Origin of the sequence: Streptomyces sp. NBC_01016 (assembly GCF_026341035.1) — a bacterium.
In the GTDB taxonomy this organism is placed as follows: Bacteria; Actinomycetota; Actinomycetes; order Streptomycetales; family Streptomycetaceae; genus Streptomyces.
The window spans coordinates 1,828,097-1,846,021 of record NZ_JAPEOQ010000001.1; the positions used below are offsets into that span (position 1 = coordinate 1,828,097).

The 17,925-nt window shown below is 69.9% G+C and carries 21 protein-coding genes and 1 pseudogene; 16 read left to right on the plus strand and 6 right to left on the minus strand.

Translation table 11 applies throughout. The features are described from left to right. Positions 1-24 precede the first annotated feature (24 nt). From map to truA, 8 genes are all read left to right on the plus strand, one after another. A complete protein-coding gene (gene map / locus OG746_RS08685) occupies positions 25-861 on the plus strand; it encodes a type I methionyl aminopeptidase (RefSeq protein ID WP_266713107.1) in 837 nt (278 codons plus the stop codon). Between the two features lie 269 nt (positions 862-1,130). Next, entirely contained in the window at positions 1,131-1,352 is a 222-nt protein-coding gene (gene infA, locus OG746_RS08690; protein ID WP_003948620.1) for a translation initiation factor IF-1, read from the plus strand. A gap of 58 nt (positions 1,353-1,410) precedes the next feature. Beyond that, a complete protein-coding gene (gene rpmJ / locus OG746_RS08695; RefSeq protein WP_003974245.1) occupies positions 1,411-1,524 on the plus strand; it encodes a 50S ribosomal protein L36 in 114 nt (37 codons plus the stop codon). Between the two features lie 209 nt (positions 1,525-1,733). Beyond that, the gene (gene rpsM / locus OG746_RS08700) at positions 1,734-2,114 is read left to right on the plus strand and encodes a 30S ribosomal protein S13 (RefSeq protein WP_266713109.1); all 381 of its coding nucleotides are present in this window, start codon (positions 1,734-1,736) and stop codon (positions 2,112-2,114) included. Between the two features lie 68 nt (positions 2,115-2,182). Next, positions 2,183-2,587, plus strand: a complete 405-nt coding sequence (gene rpsK / locus OG746_RS08705) for a 30S ribosomal protein S11 (RefSeq protein WP_003948617.1) — start codon at positions 2,183-2,185, stop codon at positions 2,585-2,587. A 160-nt stretch (positions 2,588-2,747) separates the two neighbouring features. Further along, positions 2,748-3,770 carry a DNA-directed RNA polymerase subunit alpha gene (locus OG746_RS08710; protein ID WP_003966937.1) on the plus strand — a complete coding sequence of 341 codons (1,023 nt, stop codon included), beginning with the start codon at positions 2,748-2,750 and terminating at the stop codon, positions 3,768-3,770. A 165-nt stretch (positions 3,771-3,935) separates the two neighbouring features. Next, positions 3,936-4,421: a 50S ribosomal protein L17 gene (gene rplQ, locus OG746_RS08715; protein ID WP_266713111.1), complete on the plus strand. Its 486-nt coding sequence runs from the start codon at positions 3,936-3,938 to the stop codon at positions 4,419-4,421. 79 nt (positions 4,422-4,500) lie between these two features. Beyond that, complete coding sequence (gene truA, locus OG746_RS08720) at positions 4,501-5,355, plus strand: tRNA pseudouridine(38-40) synthase TruA (RefSeq protein WP_266713113.1); 855 nt, start codon at positions 4,501-4,503, stop codon at positions 5,353-5,355. A gap of 24 nt (positions 5,356-5,379) precedes the next feature. Here truA and OG746_RS08725 read toward each other — a convergent pair whose 3' ends face one another. Then, positions 5,380-6,228, minus strand: a complete 849-nt coding sequence (locus OG746_RS08725) for a hypothetical protein (RefSeq protein ID WP_266713115.1) — start codon at positions 6,226-6,228, stop codon at positions 5,380-5,382. A gap of 350 nt (positions 6,229-6,578) precedes the next feature. Here OG746_RS08725 and rplM point away from each other — a divergent pair, with 350 nt between their 5' ends. The 3 genes from rplM (at position 6,579) to glmM (ending at position 9,040) form a co-directional block, all read left to right on the plus strand. Further along, on the plus strand, positions 6,579-7,022 hold the full coding sequence (gene rplM / locus OG746_RS08730; protein WP_266713117.1) for a 50S ribosomal protein L13: 444 nt from the start codon (positions 6,579-6,581) through the stop codon (positions 7,020-7,022). Positions 7,023-7,066: 44 nt separating this feature from the next. Then, positions 7,067-7,582: a 30S ribosomal protein S9 gene (gene rpsI, locus OG746_RS08735; RefSeq protein ID WP_266713119.1), complete on the plus strand. Its 516-nt coding sequence runs from the start codon at positions 7,067-7,069 to the stop codon at positions 7,580-7,582. A 99-nt stretch (positions 7,583-7,681) separates the two neighbouring features. Continuing rightward, positions 7,682-9,040: a phosphoglucosamine mutase gene (gene glmM, locus OG746_RS08740; RefSeq protein ID WP_266713121.1), complete on the plus strand. Its 1,359-nt coding sequence runs from the start codon at positions 7,682-7,684 to the stop codon at positions 9,038-9,040. Positions 9,041-9,046: 6 nt separating this feature from the next. On the opposite strand, the gene OG746_RS08745 is transcribed toward glmM, so the two are convergent. Further along, positions 9,047-9,997 (minus strand): DUF389 domain-containing protein, encoded by a 951-nt coding sequence (locus OG746_RS08745; protein WP_266713123.1) that lies wholly within the window; start codon positions 9,995-9,997, stop codon positions 9,047-9,049. A gap of 31 nt (positions 9,998-10,028) precedes the next feature. After that, positions 10,029-11,042 (minus strand): type I pantothenate kinase, encoded by a 1,014-nt coding sequence (gene coaA, locus OG746_RS08750; RefSeq protein ID WP_443063130.1) that lies wholly within the window; start codon positions 11,040-11,042, stop codon positions 10,029-10,031. 176 nt (positions 11,043-11,218) lie between these two features. On the opposite strand from coaA, the gene OG746_RS08755 reads away from it, so the two are divergent. Further along, positions 11,219-11,479 (plus strand): hypothetical protein, encoded by a 261-nt coding sequence (locus OG746_RS08755; protein WP_266713127.1) that lies wholly within the window; start codon positions 11,219-11,221, stop codon positions 11,477-11,479. A gap of 60 nt (positions 11,480-11,539) precedes the next feature. Next, positions 11,540-11,911: a holo-ACP synthase gene (locus OG746_RS08760; RefSeq protein WP_266713129.1), complete on the plus strand. Its 372-nt coding sequence runs from the start codon at positions 11,540-11,542 to the stop codon at positions 11,909-11,911. Between the two features lie 35 nt (positions 11,912-11,946). Here the strand turns inward: OG746_RS08760 and infA (OG746_RS08765) are convergent, their stop codons facing one another. The 3 genes from infA (OG746_RS08765) to OG746_RS08775 form a co-directional block, all read right to left on the minus strand. Next, positions 11,947-12,192: a translation initiation factor IF-1 gene (infA, locus tag OG746_RS08765; protein WP_266713131.1), complete on the minus strand. Its 246-nt coding sequence runs from the start codon at positions 12,190-12,192 to the stop codon at positions 11,947-11,949. After that, positions 12,189-12,983 (minus strand): GNAT family N-acetyltransferase, encoded by a 795-nt coding sequence (locus tag OG746_RS08770; RefSeq protein ID WP_266713133.1) that lies wholly within the window; start codon positions 12,981-12,983, stop codon positions 12,189-12,191. Before OG746_RS08770 ends, infA (OG746_RS08765) begins: the two co-directional genes overlap by 4 nt. Positions 12,984-13,150: 167 nt before the next feature. Further along, complete coding sequence (locus tag OG746_RS08775) at positions 13,151-14,596, minus strand: NAD(P)H-hydrate dehydratase (RefSeq protein WP_266713135.1); 1,446 nt, start codon at positions 14,594-14,596, stop codon at positions 13,151-13,153. 101 nt (positions 14,597-14,697) lie between these two features. On the opposite strand from OG746_RS08775, the gene alr reads away from it, so the two are divergent. The 3 genes and pseudogenes from alr (at position 14,698) to tsaE (ending at position 17,822) form a co-directional block, all read left to right on the plus strand. Continuing rightward, a complete protein-coding gene (gene alr, locus OG746_RS08780) occupies positions 14,698-15,906 on the plus strand; it encodes an alanine racemase (protein ID WP_266713137.1) in 1,209 nt (402 codons plus the stop codon). 120 nt (positions 15,907-16,026) lie between these two features. After that, a pseudogene (locus OG746_RS08785) lies at positions 16,027-17,320 on the plus strand (alpha/beta fold hydrolase). Beyond that, a complete protein-coding gene (gene tsaE, locus OG746_RS08790; protein WP_266713141.1) occupies positions 17,283-17,822 on the plus strand; it encodes a tRNA (adenosine(37)-N6)-threonylcarbamoyltransferase complex ATPase subunit type 1 TsaE in 540 nt (179 codons plus the stop codon). Before OG746_RS08785 ends, tsaE begins: the two are co-directional and overlap by 38 nt. Positions 17,823-17,925 lie beyond the last annotated feature (103 nt).

The window sequence follows — 17,925 nt, forward strand, 5'->3', positions numbered from 1 at the left end:
GGATGACGGAGAGCGCAGGCCCCCATGGTGCAGATCAAGACCCCCGACCAGATTCGCAAGATGCGGGAGGCGGGGCTTGTCGTCGCGGCGATCCACGCGGCGACCAAGGAGGCGGCCGTCCCGGGCGCGACCACCAAGGATCTGGACGAGGTCGCCCGCAAGGTGCTCGCCGAGCACGGGGCGAAGCCGAACTTCCTCGGGTACGGGGGGTTCCCCGCGACCATCTGCACCTCGAAGAACGAGGTCGTGGTGCACGGCATCCCGAGCGACGAGGTCGTCCTGGAGGACGGCGACATCATCTCGATCGACGCGGGCGCCATCGTGGACGGCTGGCACGGCGACGCGGCGTACACGGCCTTCGTGGGGTTCGGTCACGCTCCGGAGCTGATCGAGCTGTCCCGGGTGACCGAGGAGTCGATGTGGGCCGGACTCGCGGCGATGAAGGCCGGTAACCGGCTGGTCGACATCTCCCGTGCCATCGAGTCGTACATCCGCCGGCAGCCGAAGCCGGGCGGCGGGAAGTACGGGATCGTCGAGGACTACGGCGGGCACGGGATCGGGACCGAGATGCACATGGACCCGCACCTGTTGAACTACGTCGAGCGGCGGCGGGGGAAGGGGCCGAAGCTGGTGCCCGGGTTCTGCCTCGCCATTGAGCCGATGGTTTCGCTCGGGACGCCGAAGACGGAGACGTTGTCGGACGACTGGACCGTTATTACGACGGACGGCACGTGGTCGTCGCACTGGGAGCACTCGGTGGCGCTGACGGAGGACGGGCCCCTCGTCCTGACTGCGCCGGACGGTGGCAAGGCGAAGCTCGCCGAGCTGGGTGTTACTGCGGCGCCTGACCCGCTGGGCTGATACCGCGGGGCGGCGACGGGGCTGGGCTGGACGTGCGCTCGCCCCGCGCCGGGGTGCCGCCTTGCCCACCCTGCCGCCCCTGGCGGCAGATTGCCCAAGGCGGTCAAGGTGGGCGTGGTGGGGGCTTAATGATCTCCTTGGTAGGGCAGAATCACGAGATTCGTCTTTCCGGGGGTACTGACGTAGACTGACTCGTCGGCTCTCGTGTATGCGCATGTCTCCATGCGGACACGGAAGTCGATCAAGGTAGTCGATTCGAAGGGCGAAGCGTGGCCAAGAAGCAAGGTGCCATCGAGATCGAGGGCACTGTCGTCGAGTCTCTGCCGAACGCCATGTTCAAGGTCGAGCTCCAGAACGGCCACCAGGTCCTGGCACACATCAGCGGCAAGATGCGCATGCACTACATCCGTATCCTCCCTGACGACCGGGTCGTGGTGGAGCTGTCTCCGTACGACCTCACGCGTGGCCGGATCGTCTACCGGTACAAGTAGATCTTGCCCTAGTCCCGCCTCGGCGGGCCGCCGGCAACTGACCCGGAGAACCTCACCCATGAAGGTCAAGCCGAGCGTCAAGAAGATCTGCGACAAGTGCAGGGTGATCCGCCGTCACGGTCGGGTCATGGTGATCTGCGACAACCCGCGCCACAAGCAGCGCCAGGGCTGACGCAGACCCGTTCAACTGCAGTTCGTTCGCAGAGTTCGCGCGACGCAGCACATTGAGTACATATGCAGAGCCCGCCGACGACGGTTCCGTCGTGGCGACACCTTCGGTCGGAGGCCGGGGACCCAGTTCGTACCGACTCTTGGAACAAAGAGGACGGCGGCTGGGAGTGGTTCTGCTGCAGACCTCCGAAGAATCAACAGGAGCCATGAATGGCACGCGTTGAAGGTGTTGACCTCCCGCGCGAGAAGCGCATTGAGGTCGCCCTCACCTACGTGTTCGGCATCGGCCGCACGCGCGCCCAGCAGACGCTGGACGCGATCGGTGTCGACCGCAACGTTCGCGTTCGCGACATCAGCGAGGAAGACCTCGTCAAGATCCGCGAGTACGTGGACCAGAACTTCCAGACCGAGGGTGACCTCCGTCGCGAGATTCAGGCCGACATCCGCCGCAAGGTCGAGATCGGCTGCTACCAGGGTCTGCGCCACCGTCGCGGCCTGCCGGTCCACGGCCAGCGCACCAGCACGAACGCTCGTACCCGCAAGGGCCCGCGTCGCGCCATCGCCGGCAAGAAGAAGCCGGGCAAGAAGTAGTCCTCAGCGGACAACGCTTCATCAGCGGTCTTCGCTGTAGGACCGACCACCTCCCGTAGGAGAACGACATGCCCCCCAAGGGACGTCAGGGCGCTGCCAAGAAGGTGCGCCGCAAGGAAAAGAAGAACGTCGCTCACGGCCACGCGCACATCAAGAGCACGTTCAACAACACGATCGTGTCCATCACGGACCCGACCGGCAACGTGATCTCGTGGGCCTCCGCCGGCCACGTCGGCTTCAAGGGCTCTCGCAAGTCCACGCCGTTCGCCGCGCAGATGGCCGCCGAGTCGGCTGCCCGCCGCGCGCAGGAGCACGGCATGCGCAAGGTCGACGTCTTCGTCAAGGGCCCGGGTTCCGGTCGTGAGACCGCCATCCGCTCCCTGCAGGCGACCGGCCTCGAGGTCGGCTCGATCCAGGACGTCACGCCGACGCCGCACAACGGCTGCCGTCCCCCCAAGCGTCGCCGCGTCTGATTCCGGTCAGTAGCGCAGGCCGTTTGGTCTGAGTTTTTCGGGCGGTACGGCCTTTGTACTGGGCCGTACCGCCCGTACTCTTGACAGGTACGACATCAGGCTCCGCCTGGTGGTCTCAGGGCATCAAATAGTGGGTGCCCCTGACTGAAGGATTCACTTCATGCTGATTGCTCAGCGTCCCTCGTTGACCGAAGAGGTCGTCGACGAATTCCGCTCCCGGTTCGTGATCGAGCCGCTGGAGCCGGGCTTCGGCTACACCCTCGGCAACTCTCTCCGCCGCACGCTCCTCTCGTCGATCCCCGGCGCTGCTGTCACCAGCATCCGTATCGACGGTGTCCTGCACGAGTTCACCACCGTGCCGGGCGTCAAGGAGGACGTCACCGACCTCATCCTGAACATCAAGCAGCTGGTCGTCTCCTCGGAGCACGACGAGCCGGTCGTGATGTACCTGCGCAAGCAGGGCCCGGGTCTGGTCACCGCCGCCGACATCGCGCCCCCGGCCGGTGTCGAGGTGCACAACCCCGACCTCGTCCTCGCCACGCTCAACGGCAAGGGCAAGCTGGAGATGGAGCTGACCGTCGAGCGCGGTCGCGGCTACGTCTCCGCCGTGCAGAACAAGCAGGTCGGTCAGGAGATCGGGCGCATCCCGGTCGACTCGATCTACTCGCCGGTTCTCAAGGTCACGTACAAGGTCGAGGCCACGCGTGTCGAGCAGCGGACCGACTTCGACAAGCTGATCGTCGACGTCGAGACGAAGCAGGCCATGCGTCCGCGTGACGCCATGGCGTCGGCCGGTAAGACCCTGGTCGAGCTGTTCGGTCTCGCCCGCGAGCTGAACATCGACGCCGAGGGCATCGACATGGGCCCGTCCCCCACGGACGCCGCTCTTGCCGCTGATCTCGCCCTGCCGATCGAGGAGCTCGAGCTCACCGTTCGGTCGTACAACTGCCTCAAGCGCGAGGGCATCCACTCCGTGGGTGAGCTCGTCGCCCGCTCCGAGGCCGACCTGCTCGACATTCGCAACTTCGGTGCGAAGTCGATCGACGAGGTCAAGGCGAAGCTGGCCGGCATGGGCCTGGCCCTCAAGGACAGCCCGCCCGGATTCGACCCGACCGCTGCCGCCGACGCCTTTGGCGCCGACGACGACGCGGACGCGGGTTTCGTGGAGACCGAGCAGTACTGAGCCGCTCCGCTTGGAGGTCGGTTCAATCGCTGCGGAGCCGTGGTTGCGGTTGCGCAGTTCCCCGCGCCCCTTTACAGGGGCTCGGGGTCTCCGACGGGCAACCCCGCCCGCTCGGACACTGACTCCGGTACCTGATACGGCCGGGGCAGACACCTAGGAGAAATCATGCCGAAGCCCGCCAAGGGTGCCCGTCTGGGCGGCAGCGCCGCGCACGAGAAGCTGCTCCTCGCGAACCTCGCGAAGAGCCTCTTCGAGCACGGCAAGATCACGACGACCGACGCCAAGGCGCGTCGTCTGCGTCCGTACGCGGAGCGTCTGGTCACCAAGGCGAAGAAGGGTGACCTTCACAACCGCCGTCAGGTGCTCCAGGTCATCTCGGACAAGGGCGTCGTCCACACGCTCTTCACCGAGATCGCCCCGCGCTACGAGAACCGTCCGGGTGGTTACACCCGTATCACCAAGATCGGTAACCGCCGTGGCGACAACGCGCCCATGGCTGTCATCGAGCTGGTCGAGGCCCTGACGGTCCAGCAGCAGGCCACCGGTGAGGCCGAGGCCGCCACCAAGCGTGCCGCGAAGGACGCCGAGGCCACCGAGGCGCAGACCGAGGCTCCGGCCGAGGCCGCCGCCGAGGAGTCCAAGGACGCCTGAGGCTGACGCCTTGTGTGTGAGCGGGTCCGCCCTTCCGGGGGCGGGCCCGCTTTCCGTTTCTCCTTAAGGATTGTTTGTTGTGAGTGATGAGGTGGCCGACGGCTTCGTGCGGCTGCGGCTCGATGTGAGCTACGACGGCAAGGACTTCTCCGGGTGGGCCAAGCAGGCCTCCGGGCGGCGGACCGTGCAGGGGGAGATCGAGGACGCGCTCCGTACGGTGACGCGGTCCGCGGAGTCGTACGACCTGACGGTCGCTGGGCGGACCGACGCGGGGGTGCACGCGCGGGGGCAGGTCGCGCACGTGGACCTGCCGGCGCAGGTGTGGGCCGAGCACCGGGAGAAGCTGCTGAAGCGGCTCGCGGGGCGGCTACCGAAGGATGTGCGGGTGTGGTCGGTGGCCGAGGCGCCGAGCGGCTTCAACGCGCGTTTCTCGGCGATCTGGCGGCGGTACGCGTACCGGGTGACGGATCATCCGGGCGGCGTCGATCCGCTGCTGCGGGGCCATGTGCTGTGGCACGACTGGCCGTTGGACGTCGACGCGATGAACGAGGCCGCCGAGCGGCTGCTCGGCGAGCACGACTTCGCCGCCTACTGCAAGCGGCGTGAGGGCGCGACCACCATTCGTACGCTGCAGGGGCTCAGCCTCGTGCGCGGGGACGACGGGATCGTCACCGCGACCGTGCGGGCCGATGCCTTCTGCCACAACATGGTGCGGTCCCTGATCGGGGCGCTGCTGTTCGTGGGCGACGGGCACCGTCCGGCCGACTGGCCCGGCAAGGTGCTCGCCGCGGGCGTGCGGGACTCCGCCGTGCACGTGGTGCGGCCGCACGGGCTGACGCTGGAGGAAGTCGGTTACCCCGCCGACGAGTTGCTCGCCGCGCGCAACAAGGAGGCGCGCAACAAGCGGACGCTCCCGGGCGCCGGATGTTGCTGAGGGCGGCGCCCGGGGTGGTGGCGGTCAGCCCGCCGTCGCCGCCGCGGAGGCCTGGATCTCGCCGCGCCGCTTGATCTGCTGGAAGGTGAATTCCTGGAGGTCGTCGCCGAGGGAGAACACCACGGTGTCCTTCTTGGTGGCGTCCTGGCCGTTGGTGAGGCCGCCGTTGGTGAAGTATGTGTAGCGGCCCACCGAGTTGGCGGTCTGGCGGCACACCGTGGTGCGGCAGAACGAGGGCACCCCGGAGCCCGGCAGCGAGGTCACCGCGCCGTCGAAGTCGTACTGCTCCTTGGCCTTCGTCGCCTCCGCCTTCGTCTTGAAGACGGCGACACCGATGGTGACCGCGGAGTTGCCCTTGTAGTACGTGGCGCGGATCAGCTGGTTGCAGTTGTTGCTCTTCAGGACCCCGGACAGGCCCTTCTGCGCGACGGACGAGCAGTCGGTGGTGCGGGCCGTGGCGCCCTTCGTGTAGACGCGGTCACCGAAGGTGAGCTTCTTGCCGGGGAAGAGCGTGTCCGCGCTGATCGGGGCCCTGTCCTTCGCGGCGCTGTTGATGAAGTCGTTCGGGTCGAGCGGGGGCGGCGGCGTCGTCGCGTCGAAGGACGGCCCTCCCGATTTGCCCTCGCTGGGGATGTCCGCCGTGCTCGGCAGCTGGTCGGCCGGTTTGTTGGCGTTCTCGTTGCTCTTGTTGGTCGAGACGATGCCCCACGCGACCGCTGAACCGACGGCGAGCGTGGCCACGATCGCACCGCCGATCACCATCCAGCGCTTCTTGCGTGCGCGTGCCTCTGATGCCTCCGCGAGGGACGCCCAGTCCGGGGTCGACCCGCCGTCATTGGGCCCCCACGGGGATCCCCCTTGCCCGAAACTCATGGGGCGCATCTTAGAGGTACGGCCCGGTGTGGCACGGGCCTCGTCCCGTGGTGGAGGTGTGAGGGCTTCCGGCGCGTTAGCGTCGAGGGGACACGACAGAGCGGAATCCCCGGCCTCCGGGGCTCCCGATGCCCGCGTTTTGACCCATCCGGGGCAGCGCAGGTAGTCTCGATCGTTGTTATACGTATCGGCCTGGTCGTTATCAGGCGAGAGGCCCTTACGTAGGTTCCCTGGAGCAGTTACCAGTGGTCGGCATACGGGCGCTGAACCCGGCACTGTCGTCCCCAGCTGCACGATCGCTTCAGTGATGCCATGTTCAGCACCCATCTACTGAAGAAGAAGGCTGCGAAGTGCGTACGTACAGCCCCAAGCCCGGCGATGTGACTCGCCAGTGGCACGTCATTGACGCGCAGGACATCGTCCTGGGCCGTCTGGCCACCACTGCCGCGACCCTCCTCCGTGGCAAGCACAAGCCGACCTACGCCCCCCACATGGACATGGGCGACTTCGTCGTCATCGTCAATGCGGACAAGGTGCACCTGTCCGGCAACAAGAAGACCCAGAAGATGGCGTACCGCCACTCCGGTTACCCGGGTGGTCTGCGTTCCGTGCGCTACGACGAGCTTCTCGCGAAGAACCCCGAGAAGGCCGTCGAGAAGGCCATCAAGGGCATGATCCCGAAGAACACGCTCGGCCGTCAGATGCTCTCGAAGCTGAAGATCTACTCGGGCGACCAGCACCCCCACGCTGCCCAGCAGCCGGTGCCGTTCGAGATCACTCAGGTCGCGCAGTAGTTCCGGCCACACCCCCTAAGACAGAAAAGAATCTGAGGAGAATCGTGGCCGAGACCACTGCCGAGACGCCGGTCGAAGAGATCGCCGACGTCGAGAGCTACACCACCGAGTCCGACGCGCCCGTCGAGGGCGAGTACACCTCGGAGTCCAACCCCGCCCGCTTCGGTGACCCGCAGCCGGCCGCCGGCCTGGGCCGCCGCAAGAACGCCATCGCGCGCGTTCGCATCGTGCCCGGCACCGGCAAGTGGAAGGTCAACGGGCGCACGCTCGAGGACTACTTCCCGAACAAGGTCCACCAGCAGGAAGTCAACGAGCCCTTCAAGGTGCTCGAGCTCGACGGCCGCTACGACGTCATCGCCCGCATCTCGGGTGGCGGCGTCTCCGGTCAGGCCGGTGCCCTGCGCCTCGGCGTGGCCCGCGCGCTGAACGAGGCCGACGCGGACAACAACCGCGGCGCCCTCAAGAAGGCCGGCTACCTCCGCCGCGACGACCGTGCGGTCGAGCGCAAGAAGGCCGGTCTCAAGAAGGCCCGCAAGGCCCCGCAGTACAGCAAGCGCTAAATTCCGCTGCCTGCTTGTTTTTCCGTTCGCCCCGGCGGCACGTATCGTGCCGCCGGGGCGTTCGGCTTATGACGATGTGAAGGTTCGGAGGACATCAAGGTGGGACGACTCTTCGGCACGGACGGCGTGCGCGGTGTCGCCAATGCGGATCTGACGGCGGAGCTCGCGCTCGGTCTGTCGGTCGCGGCGGCACATGTTCTGGGCGAGGTCGGCAGCTTCGAAGGCCATCGTCCGGTGGCCGTGGTCGGCCGTGATCCGCGCGCCTCGGGCGAGTTCCTGGAGGCCGCGGTCGTCGCGGGCCTGGCCAGCGCCGGAGTCGACGTGCTGCGCGTGGGCGTGCTGCCCACGCCCGCGGTCGCATACCTCACGGGCGCGCTCGGCGCCGACCTCGGCGTGATGCTCTCCGCGAGCCACAACGCCATGCCGGACAACGGCATCAAGTTCCTCGCCCGCGGCGGCCACAAGCTGGACGACGCCCTTGAGGACCGCATCGAGACGATCTACGAGGAGCACCGCACCGGCGCCCCGTGGGGCCGTCCGACGGGCTCCGGCGTCGGCCGCGTGAAGTCGTACGGCGAGGGGCTCGACCAGTACATCGCGCACCTCGCGGGCGTGCTGCCGAACCGCCTCGAAGGGCTCAAGATCGTCCTCGACGAGGCGCACGGCGCGGCCTCGCGGGTCTCCCCGGAGGCCTTCATCCGCGTCGGTGCCGAGGTCGTCACGATCGGCGCCGAGCCCGACGGGCTCAACATCAACGACGGGTGCGGTTCGACTCACCTGGACCTGCTGAAGGCCGCCGTCGTCGAGCACGGGGCCGACTTCGGCATCGCGCACGACGGGGACGCCGACCGCTGCCTGGCCGTGGACCACACCGGGTCCGAGGTCGACGGCGACCAGATCATGGCGGTGCTCGCGCTCGACATGAAGGAGCGCGGCGTACTGCGCGACGACACGCTGGTCGCGACCGTCATGTCGAACCTGGGCCTGAAGCTGGCGATGGAGCGCGAGGGCATCGACCTCGTGCAGACCGCCGTCGGCGACCGGTACGTCCTGGAGAACATGAAGGAGAACGGGTTCGCGCTCGGCGGCGAGCAGTCCGGGCACGTCATCGTTCTCGACCACGCGACGACCGGTGACGGCACGCTGACGGGCCTGCTGCTCGCGGCGCGCGTCGCGCAGACCGGGCGGACGCTGAAGGACCTGGCGAGCGTCATGGAGCGGCTGCCGCAGGTGCTCATCAACGTGCCGGACGTGGACAAGTCCCGCGTCACCACGTCCGCGGAGCTGCAGACGGCCGTCGCGGACGCGGAGCGTGAACTCGGCGCGACCGGGCGGGTGTTGCTGCGCTCTTCGGGTACGGAGCCGCTGGTGCGGGTGATGGTCGAGGCCGCGGACATCGCGCAGGCCCGGTCCGTCGCGGAGCGCCTGGCCGACGTCGTGAAGTCGGCGCTCGGCTAGTAGCTCTTAGCTCCTCGCGAGCTTCTTGGCGGTACGTTCGCGCTGCTTGGCCCAGAAGTACTTCTGGGCGAGGAGCGTGAGCGTACCGGCCAGGACGATCCCCAGCAGGTTCAGCAGGAGTTGCTGGGTCGAGCCCCACATCTGGCCCATGTCGTCGTAGCTCAGCGCCACCGCGGCGTTCGCCGCCGCCGGGACCGTGGTCACCGAGATGGCGACGCCCACGAGGGCGCCGGACTTCGCCGAGGTGAGCGACAGGGTGCCGGCCGCGCCCGCGAGCACGGCCACGACGAACGAGAACGCGTCGGGGTCCCAGATGAACCTGGTGTTGGGGCGGTCGCCCTCCAGCTTGCCCTCGCTGAACAGGTGCATCGCGTCCATGAAGTAGCTGAAGCCCACCGTCACCGCCATCGCCACCGCGAAGCCGACGAGCAGGGCGACCAGGGAACGCCACGCGAGGCGCGGCGATTTCCGCACCAGAGCTGTGCAGAATCCGGCGAGCGGACCGAACTCCGGGCCGACCGCCATGGCGCCCACGATCAGGATCGCGTTGTCGAGCACGACACCGCACGCCGCGATCATCGTCGCGATGACCAGGAACGCCACGTACGTGACCGTGAGCGTGGACTCCTCGTGCGTGGCGTCGGACAGCTGCTCCCACAGGACCGCGTCCGCGCCCTCGCCCGGAGCGTCCTTCTCGGCCCTGTCGGCGCGCAGGGACAGCGACAGGTCGATGTTCTCGACGGAGATCGAGCCCGACCGGTCGATGCCCAACTTCCGCAGCCCGCCGATGAGTTCGTCACCGGCCTCGCGCGCGACGTCGCACATGACGACATCGCCCGACGGATTGCGGGCGGCGTCCGGGAGGACCACGACGTGCGTGGTCCCGGTCGTCTTCTCGATCAGACGCACCACGTCGTCCGTGGTGTCGGACGGCGTGATGAGGCGCAGATGCAGCATGGGGTCTTTTTAGCAGTTGCCGTTCCGCGCGCTACAGCTTGCGCAGGCGCAGCCGTTGGACCTTGTGGTCGGGGCCCTTGCGGATGACGAGTCCGGCGCGGCCGCGGGTGGGGGCCACGTTCTCCAGAAGGTTGACCTTGTTGACGGTGCGCCAGGTGTTGCGCGCGTAGTCCAGGGCCTCCTCCTCGGAGACCTGGGTGTACTTCCTGAAGTACGAGGACGGGTCCTGGAAGGCCGTCGCGCGCAGCTTGCGGAAGCGGTTGAGGTACCAGGCCTCGATGTCCTCGGCGCGCGCGTCGACGTACACGCTGAAGTCGAAGTAGTCGGCGAGACCGACGCGGGTGCGGCCGTCCTTGCCGGGCAGGGCGGGCTGCAGCACGTTGATGCCCTCGACGATGAGGATGTCGGGGCGGCGCACGACGAGCTTTTCGCCGGGCACGATGTCGTAGATCAGGTGCGAGTAGACCGGGGCGGTCACCTCGTCCTTGCCGGCCTTGATGTCGGCGACGAAGCGGGTCAGGGCGCGCCGGTCGTACGACTCGGGGAAGCCCTTGCGCGACATCAGGCCGCGGGCCTCCAGCTCCTTGGTGGGGAGCAGGAAGCCGTCGGTGGTGACGCGCTCGACGCGCGGGTGCTCGGGCCAGCGGGAGAGCAGGGCCTGGAGGAGGCGGGCGACGGTCGACTTGCCGACCGCGACGGATCCTGCGACTCCTATGACGAAGGGCGTGCCGGACTGGGCGGCCTTCTTGTTCGTCTCGCCGAGGAACGTGTTGAGCGCCCCGCGCAGGCCGTCGGTCGCGCCCACGTACAGATTCAGCAGACGGGAGAGCGGCAGATAGATGTCGCGGACCTCGTCCAGGTCGATCACGTCACCAAGGCCGCGCAGCCGTTCCAGCTCTTCCGCTGTCAGCGGCAGTGGCGTCTTGTCGCGCAGTGCGCTCCATTCGGTGCGGGTGAGGTCGACGTAGGGAGTCACCTCCGGCTTCTGCCGGTGGGCGCTCCGGGAGGTCGCTTGTCGCTTGGACTCGGAGACCGGAGAGATCACAGTCCATTGTTACGGCAGTGTGGCGCGCGGCGGCAGGTGGGGTGTGTCACGCCGGGGGATCGGGGAACCCCGTTCGTCACAGGTTCGCCACAGGTATGGACCGTACGTGGGGGTGGCGATACATTCCGTGCACCCGTGGGACGCAAGGCTGCCCGCGGGTCGGGAGGGGAACCATGATGGCAGCGCTTCGTGTGCCGAATTTCGTCCGCCGCAGGACGGTGGATGCCTCCGCGATGGATGCCTCCGCGATGGACGACTGGGCGAGTCACGTCTGCAGCGAACTCGCGCTGGAACTGCCCGACGAGGACATCGCCGAGGACCTGGACGACTGCCTCGACTTCTACCGCTTCGGCAGCAAGCCGCGCTGCGAGGAGATCGAGTATCTGGCGCTCGTGCGGGACGCGCAGGACCGGATCGACAGGGGATGGACGGCCTGAGGCCGGATCCACGGGGGAGTGCGGCCCGGCCCCTGGCCCGGCGACCGTAAGGTCTGCTGCATGAGCATCATCGGGGTCGGTATCGACGTGGCCGAGATCGAGCGGTTCGCGGCGTCGCTGGAGCGCACGCCGAGCATGGCCGAACGCCTCTTCCTGGACGACGAGCTGCTGCTGCCCAGCGGGGAGCGGCGCGGGATCGCCTCGCTCGCCGCCCGGTTCGCCGCGAAGGAGGCCGTCGCCAAGGCGCTCGGCGCGCCGGCCGGGCTGCGCTGGACCGACGCGGAGGTGTGGGTCGAGGAGAGCGGGCAGCCCCGGCTCCGGGTGACCGGGACGGTGGCCGCGCGGGCGGCCGAGCTGGGTGTGCGGGGGTTCCATGTGTCGCTGAGCCATGACGCGGGGGTCGCGTCGGCGGTGGTGGTGGCCGAGGGGTAGGGACGGCGCCGCCCCTACCCCTCGGCCCACAGGCCCTACGCCCGGTGGCGGAAGACGATCCGGCCGCGTGTCAGGTCGTACGGAGTGATCTCCACCTGGACCCGGTCCGCCAGCAGGATCTTGATGTAGTTCTTGCGGATCTTGCCGCTGACGTGCGCGAGCACCCGGTGCCCGTTGTCGAGCTCCACGGTGAACATCGCGCTGCGCAGGCACTCCACGACGGTGCCCTCGGCGTGCACGCCGCCTCCGGTGTTCTTCGCGGTCCCCCTTGTCCCGGTCATCGGACCAGCTCCAGTGCGCGGTTCACGCGCCGCGCGCCGATGCCGTCGAAGAGGGCCGCCGCCGCTTCGTTCGACTCGTCGACCTCGGCGGACGCCGTCTGCACGCCGGAGCGGTGCAGGGTGTTCAGTACGTCGGCCAGGAGGGCCCGCGCGATGCCGCGGCGCCGCGCGTCGGTGCGGACCGCGAGCAGCCCGATGCGGGGGCGCCGGGTGGCCGTCGCCAGGCGCAGGAGGCCCAGGTAGGCGCCGTCCGGGGCCTCGGCCACGGTGTACTTCGTCGGGTCGACGACGGTGATCCCCGGTGGCAGTGGTCGCACCTCGGCCGGCATGGTGCGCCAGCCGACCGTGGCCTCGATCTCGTCCCGGATCGTGCGGTCGAGGGCGCGCAGCCGCGTCCCGTCCGCCGCGCCGGCCGGGACGACGGTGACGTCCGCGGGCGGGCGCACCGCGCCGAGGCCCGTGACGGCGGGGTCGGTGGGTACCGCGTACTCCCACTCGCGGCGGCCGATCGTGAAGCCGAACTCCCGCCATTTCGACGTCAGTTCGGTGTCGTTCTCGTCGACGACGGTGTGCAGCGGGCCCGGCAGGCCCGCCAGCAGGGTCTCGGCCAGGGCCGCGAACGCGGTGTCGTGCCAGGCGTCGACGCTGATGAAGAGGCGGCCGTCGGGCCGGTGCGCGGCGTGGCCGCGGCCGATCACCTCGTCGTTCTCCAGGGCATGCCACTGGTGATCCGCGACGCGGATGACGGTGAGCTGGGGTGGGGCTGTGGGGCGGGTGCTTTTTGTGTTCATCGGTGTCTCCTCGGGAAGCCCTCGATCTCGGGGCGCTCCCGGCGACACCTGCTGTCAGCCGCCGGACCGTGACGAGCTGAGGGAGCACCCATGGGTGACTGCGTTCACGGGTCTCACCTCCCAGCTATGACTGCACGGTCGTCGGCGACAGTAGCAAGGGGTGGGCGTCAGGCGAAGCGGTTTTCCACCACGTCCTGCCAGGCGCTCCGCAGCGCCCCCGCCACGTCCTGCGCCGAGATCGGCGCCCCGTCCGCCGCGTGCCGCGCCGCGAGCCCGTGCAGATGGGCGCCGACCGAGGCCGCGTCCAAGGGGGCGAGGCCCGCCGCGAGCAGGGAGCCGGTCAGGCCGGAGAGGACGTCGCCGCTGCCGGCCGTGGCGAGCCACGGGGTGCCGGTGGGGTTCACACGGGTCGGGCGGGTCTCGTCCGGCGGCGACACCAGGGTCGTCGAGCCCTTCAGGAGGACCGTGGCGTCGTACCGGGCCGCCAACTCCCGTACGGATTCCAGGCGTTCGGCCTCCACCGTGTCGCGCGTCACGCCGAGGAGCGCGGCCGCCTCCCCGGCGTGCGGGGTCAGCACGGTGGGCGCCGTGCGGGCGCGGACCGTCGCCGGGTCCGCGAGGCGCAGCCCGTCCGCGTCGATCAGGACCGGGACGTCCGAGGCCAGGACGTCGTGCAGGCCCGACGTGTCGTCGCCGAGGCCGGGGCCGAGCACCCAGGCCTGGACCCGGCCCGCCTTCGCGGGCGGTCCGGCCGAGACGAGCGTCTCCGGGAAGCGGGCGAGCACCGCGTCCGCGGCCGGGCCCACGTACCGGACGGCGCCCGCCCCGCCGTGCAGCGCGCCCGCCACCGCAAGGACCGCCGCGCCGGGGTAGCGGGCCGAGCCCGCGACGATGCCGACGACGCCGCGCCGGTACTTGTCGCTCTCGCCGGTCGGCCGGGGGAGCAGCGCCGCCACGTCCGCGTACTGGAGCGCCTCCAACCCCGTTTCGGCAGGGGCGAGTTCGAGGCCGATGTCGACGAGGCGGAGCGCGCCCGCGTACCCGCGGGCCGGGTCGATGAGCAGACCCGGCTTGTACGTTCCGAAGGTGACCGTCGCGTCCGCCCGCACCGCTTCGCCGCGCACCTCGCCGGTGTCGGCGTCCACGCCGCTCGGGAGGTCGACGGCCACGACGGTTCCCCTTGCGGCGTCGGCCAGTTCTGCCGCGCGGGGGCGCAGGCCGCCCTTGCCGCCGATGCCCACGATGCCGTCGACGACGAGGTCGGCGCGGCCGACGCGTTCCGTGGCGTTCTCGTCCTGTGCGTCGAGGACCGTGCCGCCCGCCGCACGCAGCGCCGCGAGGCCTCCGGCGTGGGCCCGGTCGGGGTTCAGCAGCAGCGCCGTGACGCCCGCGCCCCGGCGGGCGAGGCGGGCGCCCGCGTACAGGGCGTCGCCGCCGTTGTCCCCCGAGCCGACGAGGAGGGTGACGCGGGAGCCGTACACCTTGCCGAGCAGATCGGCGCAGGCGGTCGCGAGACCGGCCGCCGCGCGTTGCATCAGCGCGCCCTCGGGCAGCCGCGCCATGAGGGCGCGCTCGGCGGACCTGACCGTCTCTACGTCGTGAGCGAGTCGCATGCCATCGAGTGTCTCGCAGGGTTGTTGCCCCGGCCGAAGTGTTTTGTGCCGGATTGGCCAACGGATCTCGTGTCACACCCCTCTGAGACACTGACCTCACCATGAACGAGAACGTGACTGCCCCGCTCCGCGCCCGCGCCGAGATCGACCTGGCCGCGCTCAAGGCCAATGTGCGAGCCCTGCGGGCCCATGCGCCCGGGGCCGCGTTCATGGCGGTTGTGAAGGCGGACGGGTACGGGCACGGCATGATCCCGGTCGCGCGGGCCGCCAAGGACGCGGGGGCCGAGTGGCTGGGGGCCGCCACCGCCGAGGAGGCGCTGGAGCTGCGCGCGGCGGGTCTCACCGGGCGCATCATGTGCTGGCTGTGGGTGCCCGGCGGGCCCTGGCAGGCGGGCATCGAGGCCGATCTCGACATGTCGGTGAGCGGCATGTGGGCGCTGCGGGAGGTCGTCGACGCCGCGCGTGCGACGGGCCGGGTCGCCCGTATCCAGCTCAAGGCCGACACGGGCCTCGGGCGGAACGGATGCCTGCCCGCCGACTGGCCCGAGCTCGTGCGGGAGGCGCTGAAGGCGCAGCGGGACGGGTTCGTGAACGTCACAGGCCTCTGGTCGCACTTCGCGTGCGCCGACGAGCCCGGCCATCCGTCCATCGCCGCCCAACTGACCGCCTTCCGGGAGATGGTCGCGCACGCGGAGGGCGAGGGCGTCGCCCCGGAGGTCCGGCACATCGCCAACTCGCCGGGGACGCTGACCCTTCCCGAGACGCACTTCGACCTCGTGCGCCCCGGCATCGCGATGTACGGGATCTCGCCGAGCCCCGAGGTCGGCACGCCCGGCGACTTCGGTCTGCGCCCCGTGATGACGCTGAAGGCGAATCTCGCGCTCGTGAAGCACGCGCCGGGTGGACTCGGCGTCAGTTACGGGCATCACTACGTCACACCGGGCGAGACGACGCTCGGCCTCGTCCCGTTGGGCTACGCGGACGGCATCCCGCGACACGCGTCCGGCACGGCCCCGGTCCTGATCGACGGCAAGCGGCGCACGATCGCGGGCCGGGTGGCCATGGACCAGTTCGTCGTCGACCTGGGCGGCGACGAGCCGGCAGCGGGGGACGAGGCGGTGCTCTTCGGACCCGGTGACGGCGGCGAGCCGACCGCGGAGGACTGGGCGGTCGCGTCGGGCACCATCGCGTACGAGATCGTCACGCGCATCGGATCCCGAGTACCGCGCGTCTACGTAGACGGAGAGGGCGGCACCGTGCACGAAGAGGGCGGCACCGTAGACGAAGAGAGCGGCGCCACGCGCGCGTGACCGGCGTCACGGCTTGAAGGTCCACCGACACAGCCGTCCGAGCCGCCACCATGTGAAGCAACAACGGAACGGGTAACCCGACACCGGACGACAGGCAGGACGCGGAGCAGGGAGCGGCACGTGAGCGAGAGCAGCGCACCGGCCACGGCGGCCGTCGTCGAAGCGGCGGAAAGGGCCGCATCGGGGAACTGGCGGCGGGCCGGCCTCGCGGGCGCCGCCATAGGCGTGGTCGCGGCCGGGGCGGCCGCGGGCGTCGCCGTCGAGCGGCTGACCGTGGGGCGCGGGATGCGCAGGAAGGCGCGGCTCGCCCTCGACGCGTCGGGGCCCTACGGAGCACTGCGCGGCGTGCCGGGGAAGGCGTACGCGGAGGACGGCACGGAGCTGTACTACGAGGTCGACGAGGCGGACCCGGAGGCCGGTGGCACGACGCCGCGCAGACGCCGCCTGTTCGGCCGCAAGACCCCGGCGCCCGTCACCGTCGTCTTCAGCCACGGCTACTGCCTGGGCCAGGACTCCTGGCACTTCCAGCGCGCTGCGCTGCGCGGCGTCGTCCGCTGCGTGTACTGGGACCAGCGCAGTCATGGGCGTTCGGGGCGGGGCGCCGAGCAGGTCGAGGACGGGGTGCCCGTCTCCATCGACCGGCTCGGCAGCGATCTGCAGGCCGTCATCGACGCGGCCGCGCCCGAGGGGCCGCTCGTCCTCGTCGGCCACTCCATGGGCGGCATGACCGTGATGGCGCTCGCCGACCGGTGTCCCGAGCTGATCCGCGACCGGGTCGTGGGCGTCGCCCTCGTCGGTACGTCGTCGGGGAAGCTCGGCGAGGTGAACTACGGGCTTCCGGTGGCCGGGGTGAACGCGGTGCGGCGGGTGCTGCCCGGCGTACTGAAGGTGCTCGGGCAGCGGGCCGACCTCGTGGAGAAGGGGCGCCGGGCGACGGCCGACCTGTTCGCCGGGATCATCAAGCGGTACTCGTTCGCCTCGCGGGACGTCGACCCGGCGGTCGCCCGGTTCGCCGAGCGGATGATCGAGGGGACGCCGATCGACGTGGTGGCCGAGTTCTACCCGGCGTTCGAGGAGCACGACAAGGCGGACGCCCTGGCGCACTTCGCGGACCTGCCCGTGCTCGTCCTCGCGGGGGAGCGCGACCTGGTCACGCCGAGCGACCACAGCGAGGCGATCGCGGCGCTGCTGCCGGACGCCGAGTACGTGCTCGTGCCGGACGCCGGGCACCTCGTGATGCTGGAACACCCCGAGGTCGTGACGGACCGGCTCGCGGACCTTTTGGTGCGTGCAAGGGAAAAGGCGCGAAGCGCGGCCTCGTAGGGGTGGCGGTGGGAGACGGGAGGGAGTGCCGACAGCCGCTACCGTGGGGATTTATGGAGACACCGGCAACACCGCACAGCCCGGCGGCTGAGCCCGCCACCACCCCCGTCAGCACGGTCACCGTGACCGTCAACTCCCCGGACGAGATGCGGGAGTTGGGGCTCGCCCTGGCCAAACAGCTGCGCCCGGGCGACCTCGTCATGCTCACCGGCGAGCTCGGCGCGGGCAAGACGACGCTGACCCGCGGGCTCGGCGCGGGCATGGGCGTACGCGGCGCGGTGACCTCGCCGACCTTCGTGATCGCCCGGGTGCATCCGCCGCTGGGCGAGGGTCCTGCCCTGGTGCACGTGGACGCGTACCGGCTCGGGGGCGGCCTCGACGAGATGGAGGACCTCGACCTCGACGTGTCCCTGCCGGACTCCGTGGTGGTCGTGGAGTGGGGCGACGGCAAGGTCGAGGAGCTGTCCGACGACCGGCTGCACGTGATCATCGACCGGGCCACCGGTGACACCACGGACGAGGTCCGGGTCGTGACGTTCAACGGGATCGGGGAGCGGTGGACCGAGGCGGACCTGGGGTCGCTCGCGGGCTGAGCTCGTATCCGCACCTGTCCCGTACGTATCCCGACAACGCGTCGGCAAATTCTTGCGCGGCGCGGCTTCGGCGTGTTCACATGGAGACCGGTGTTGGTTAGGT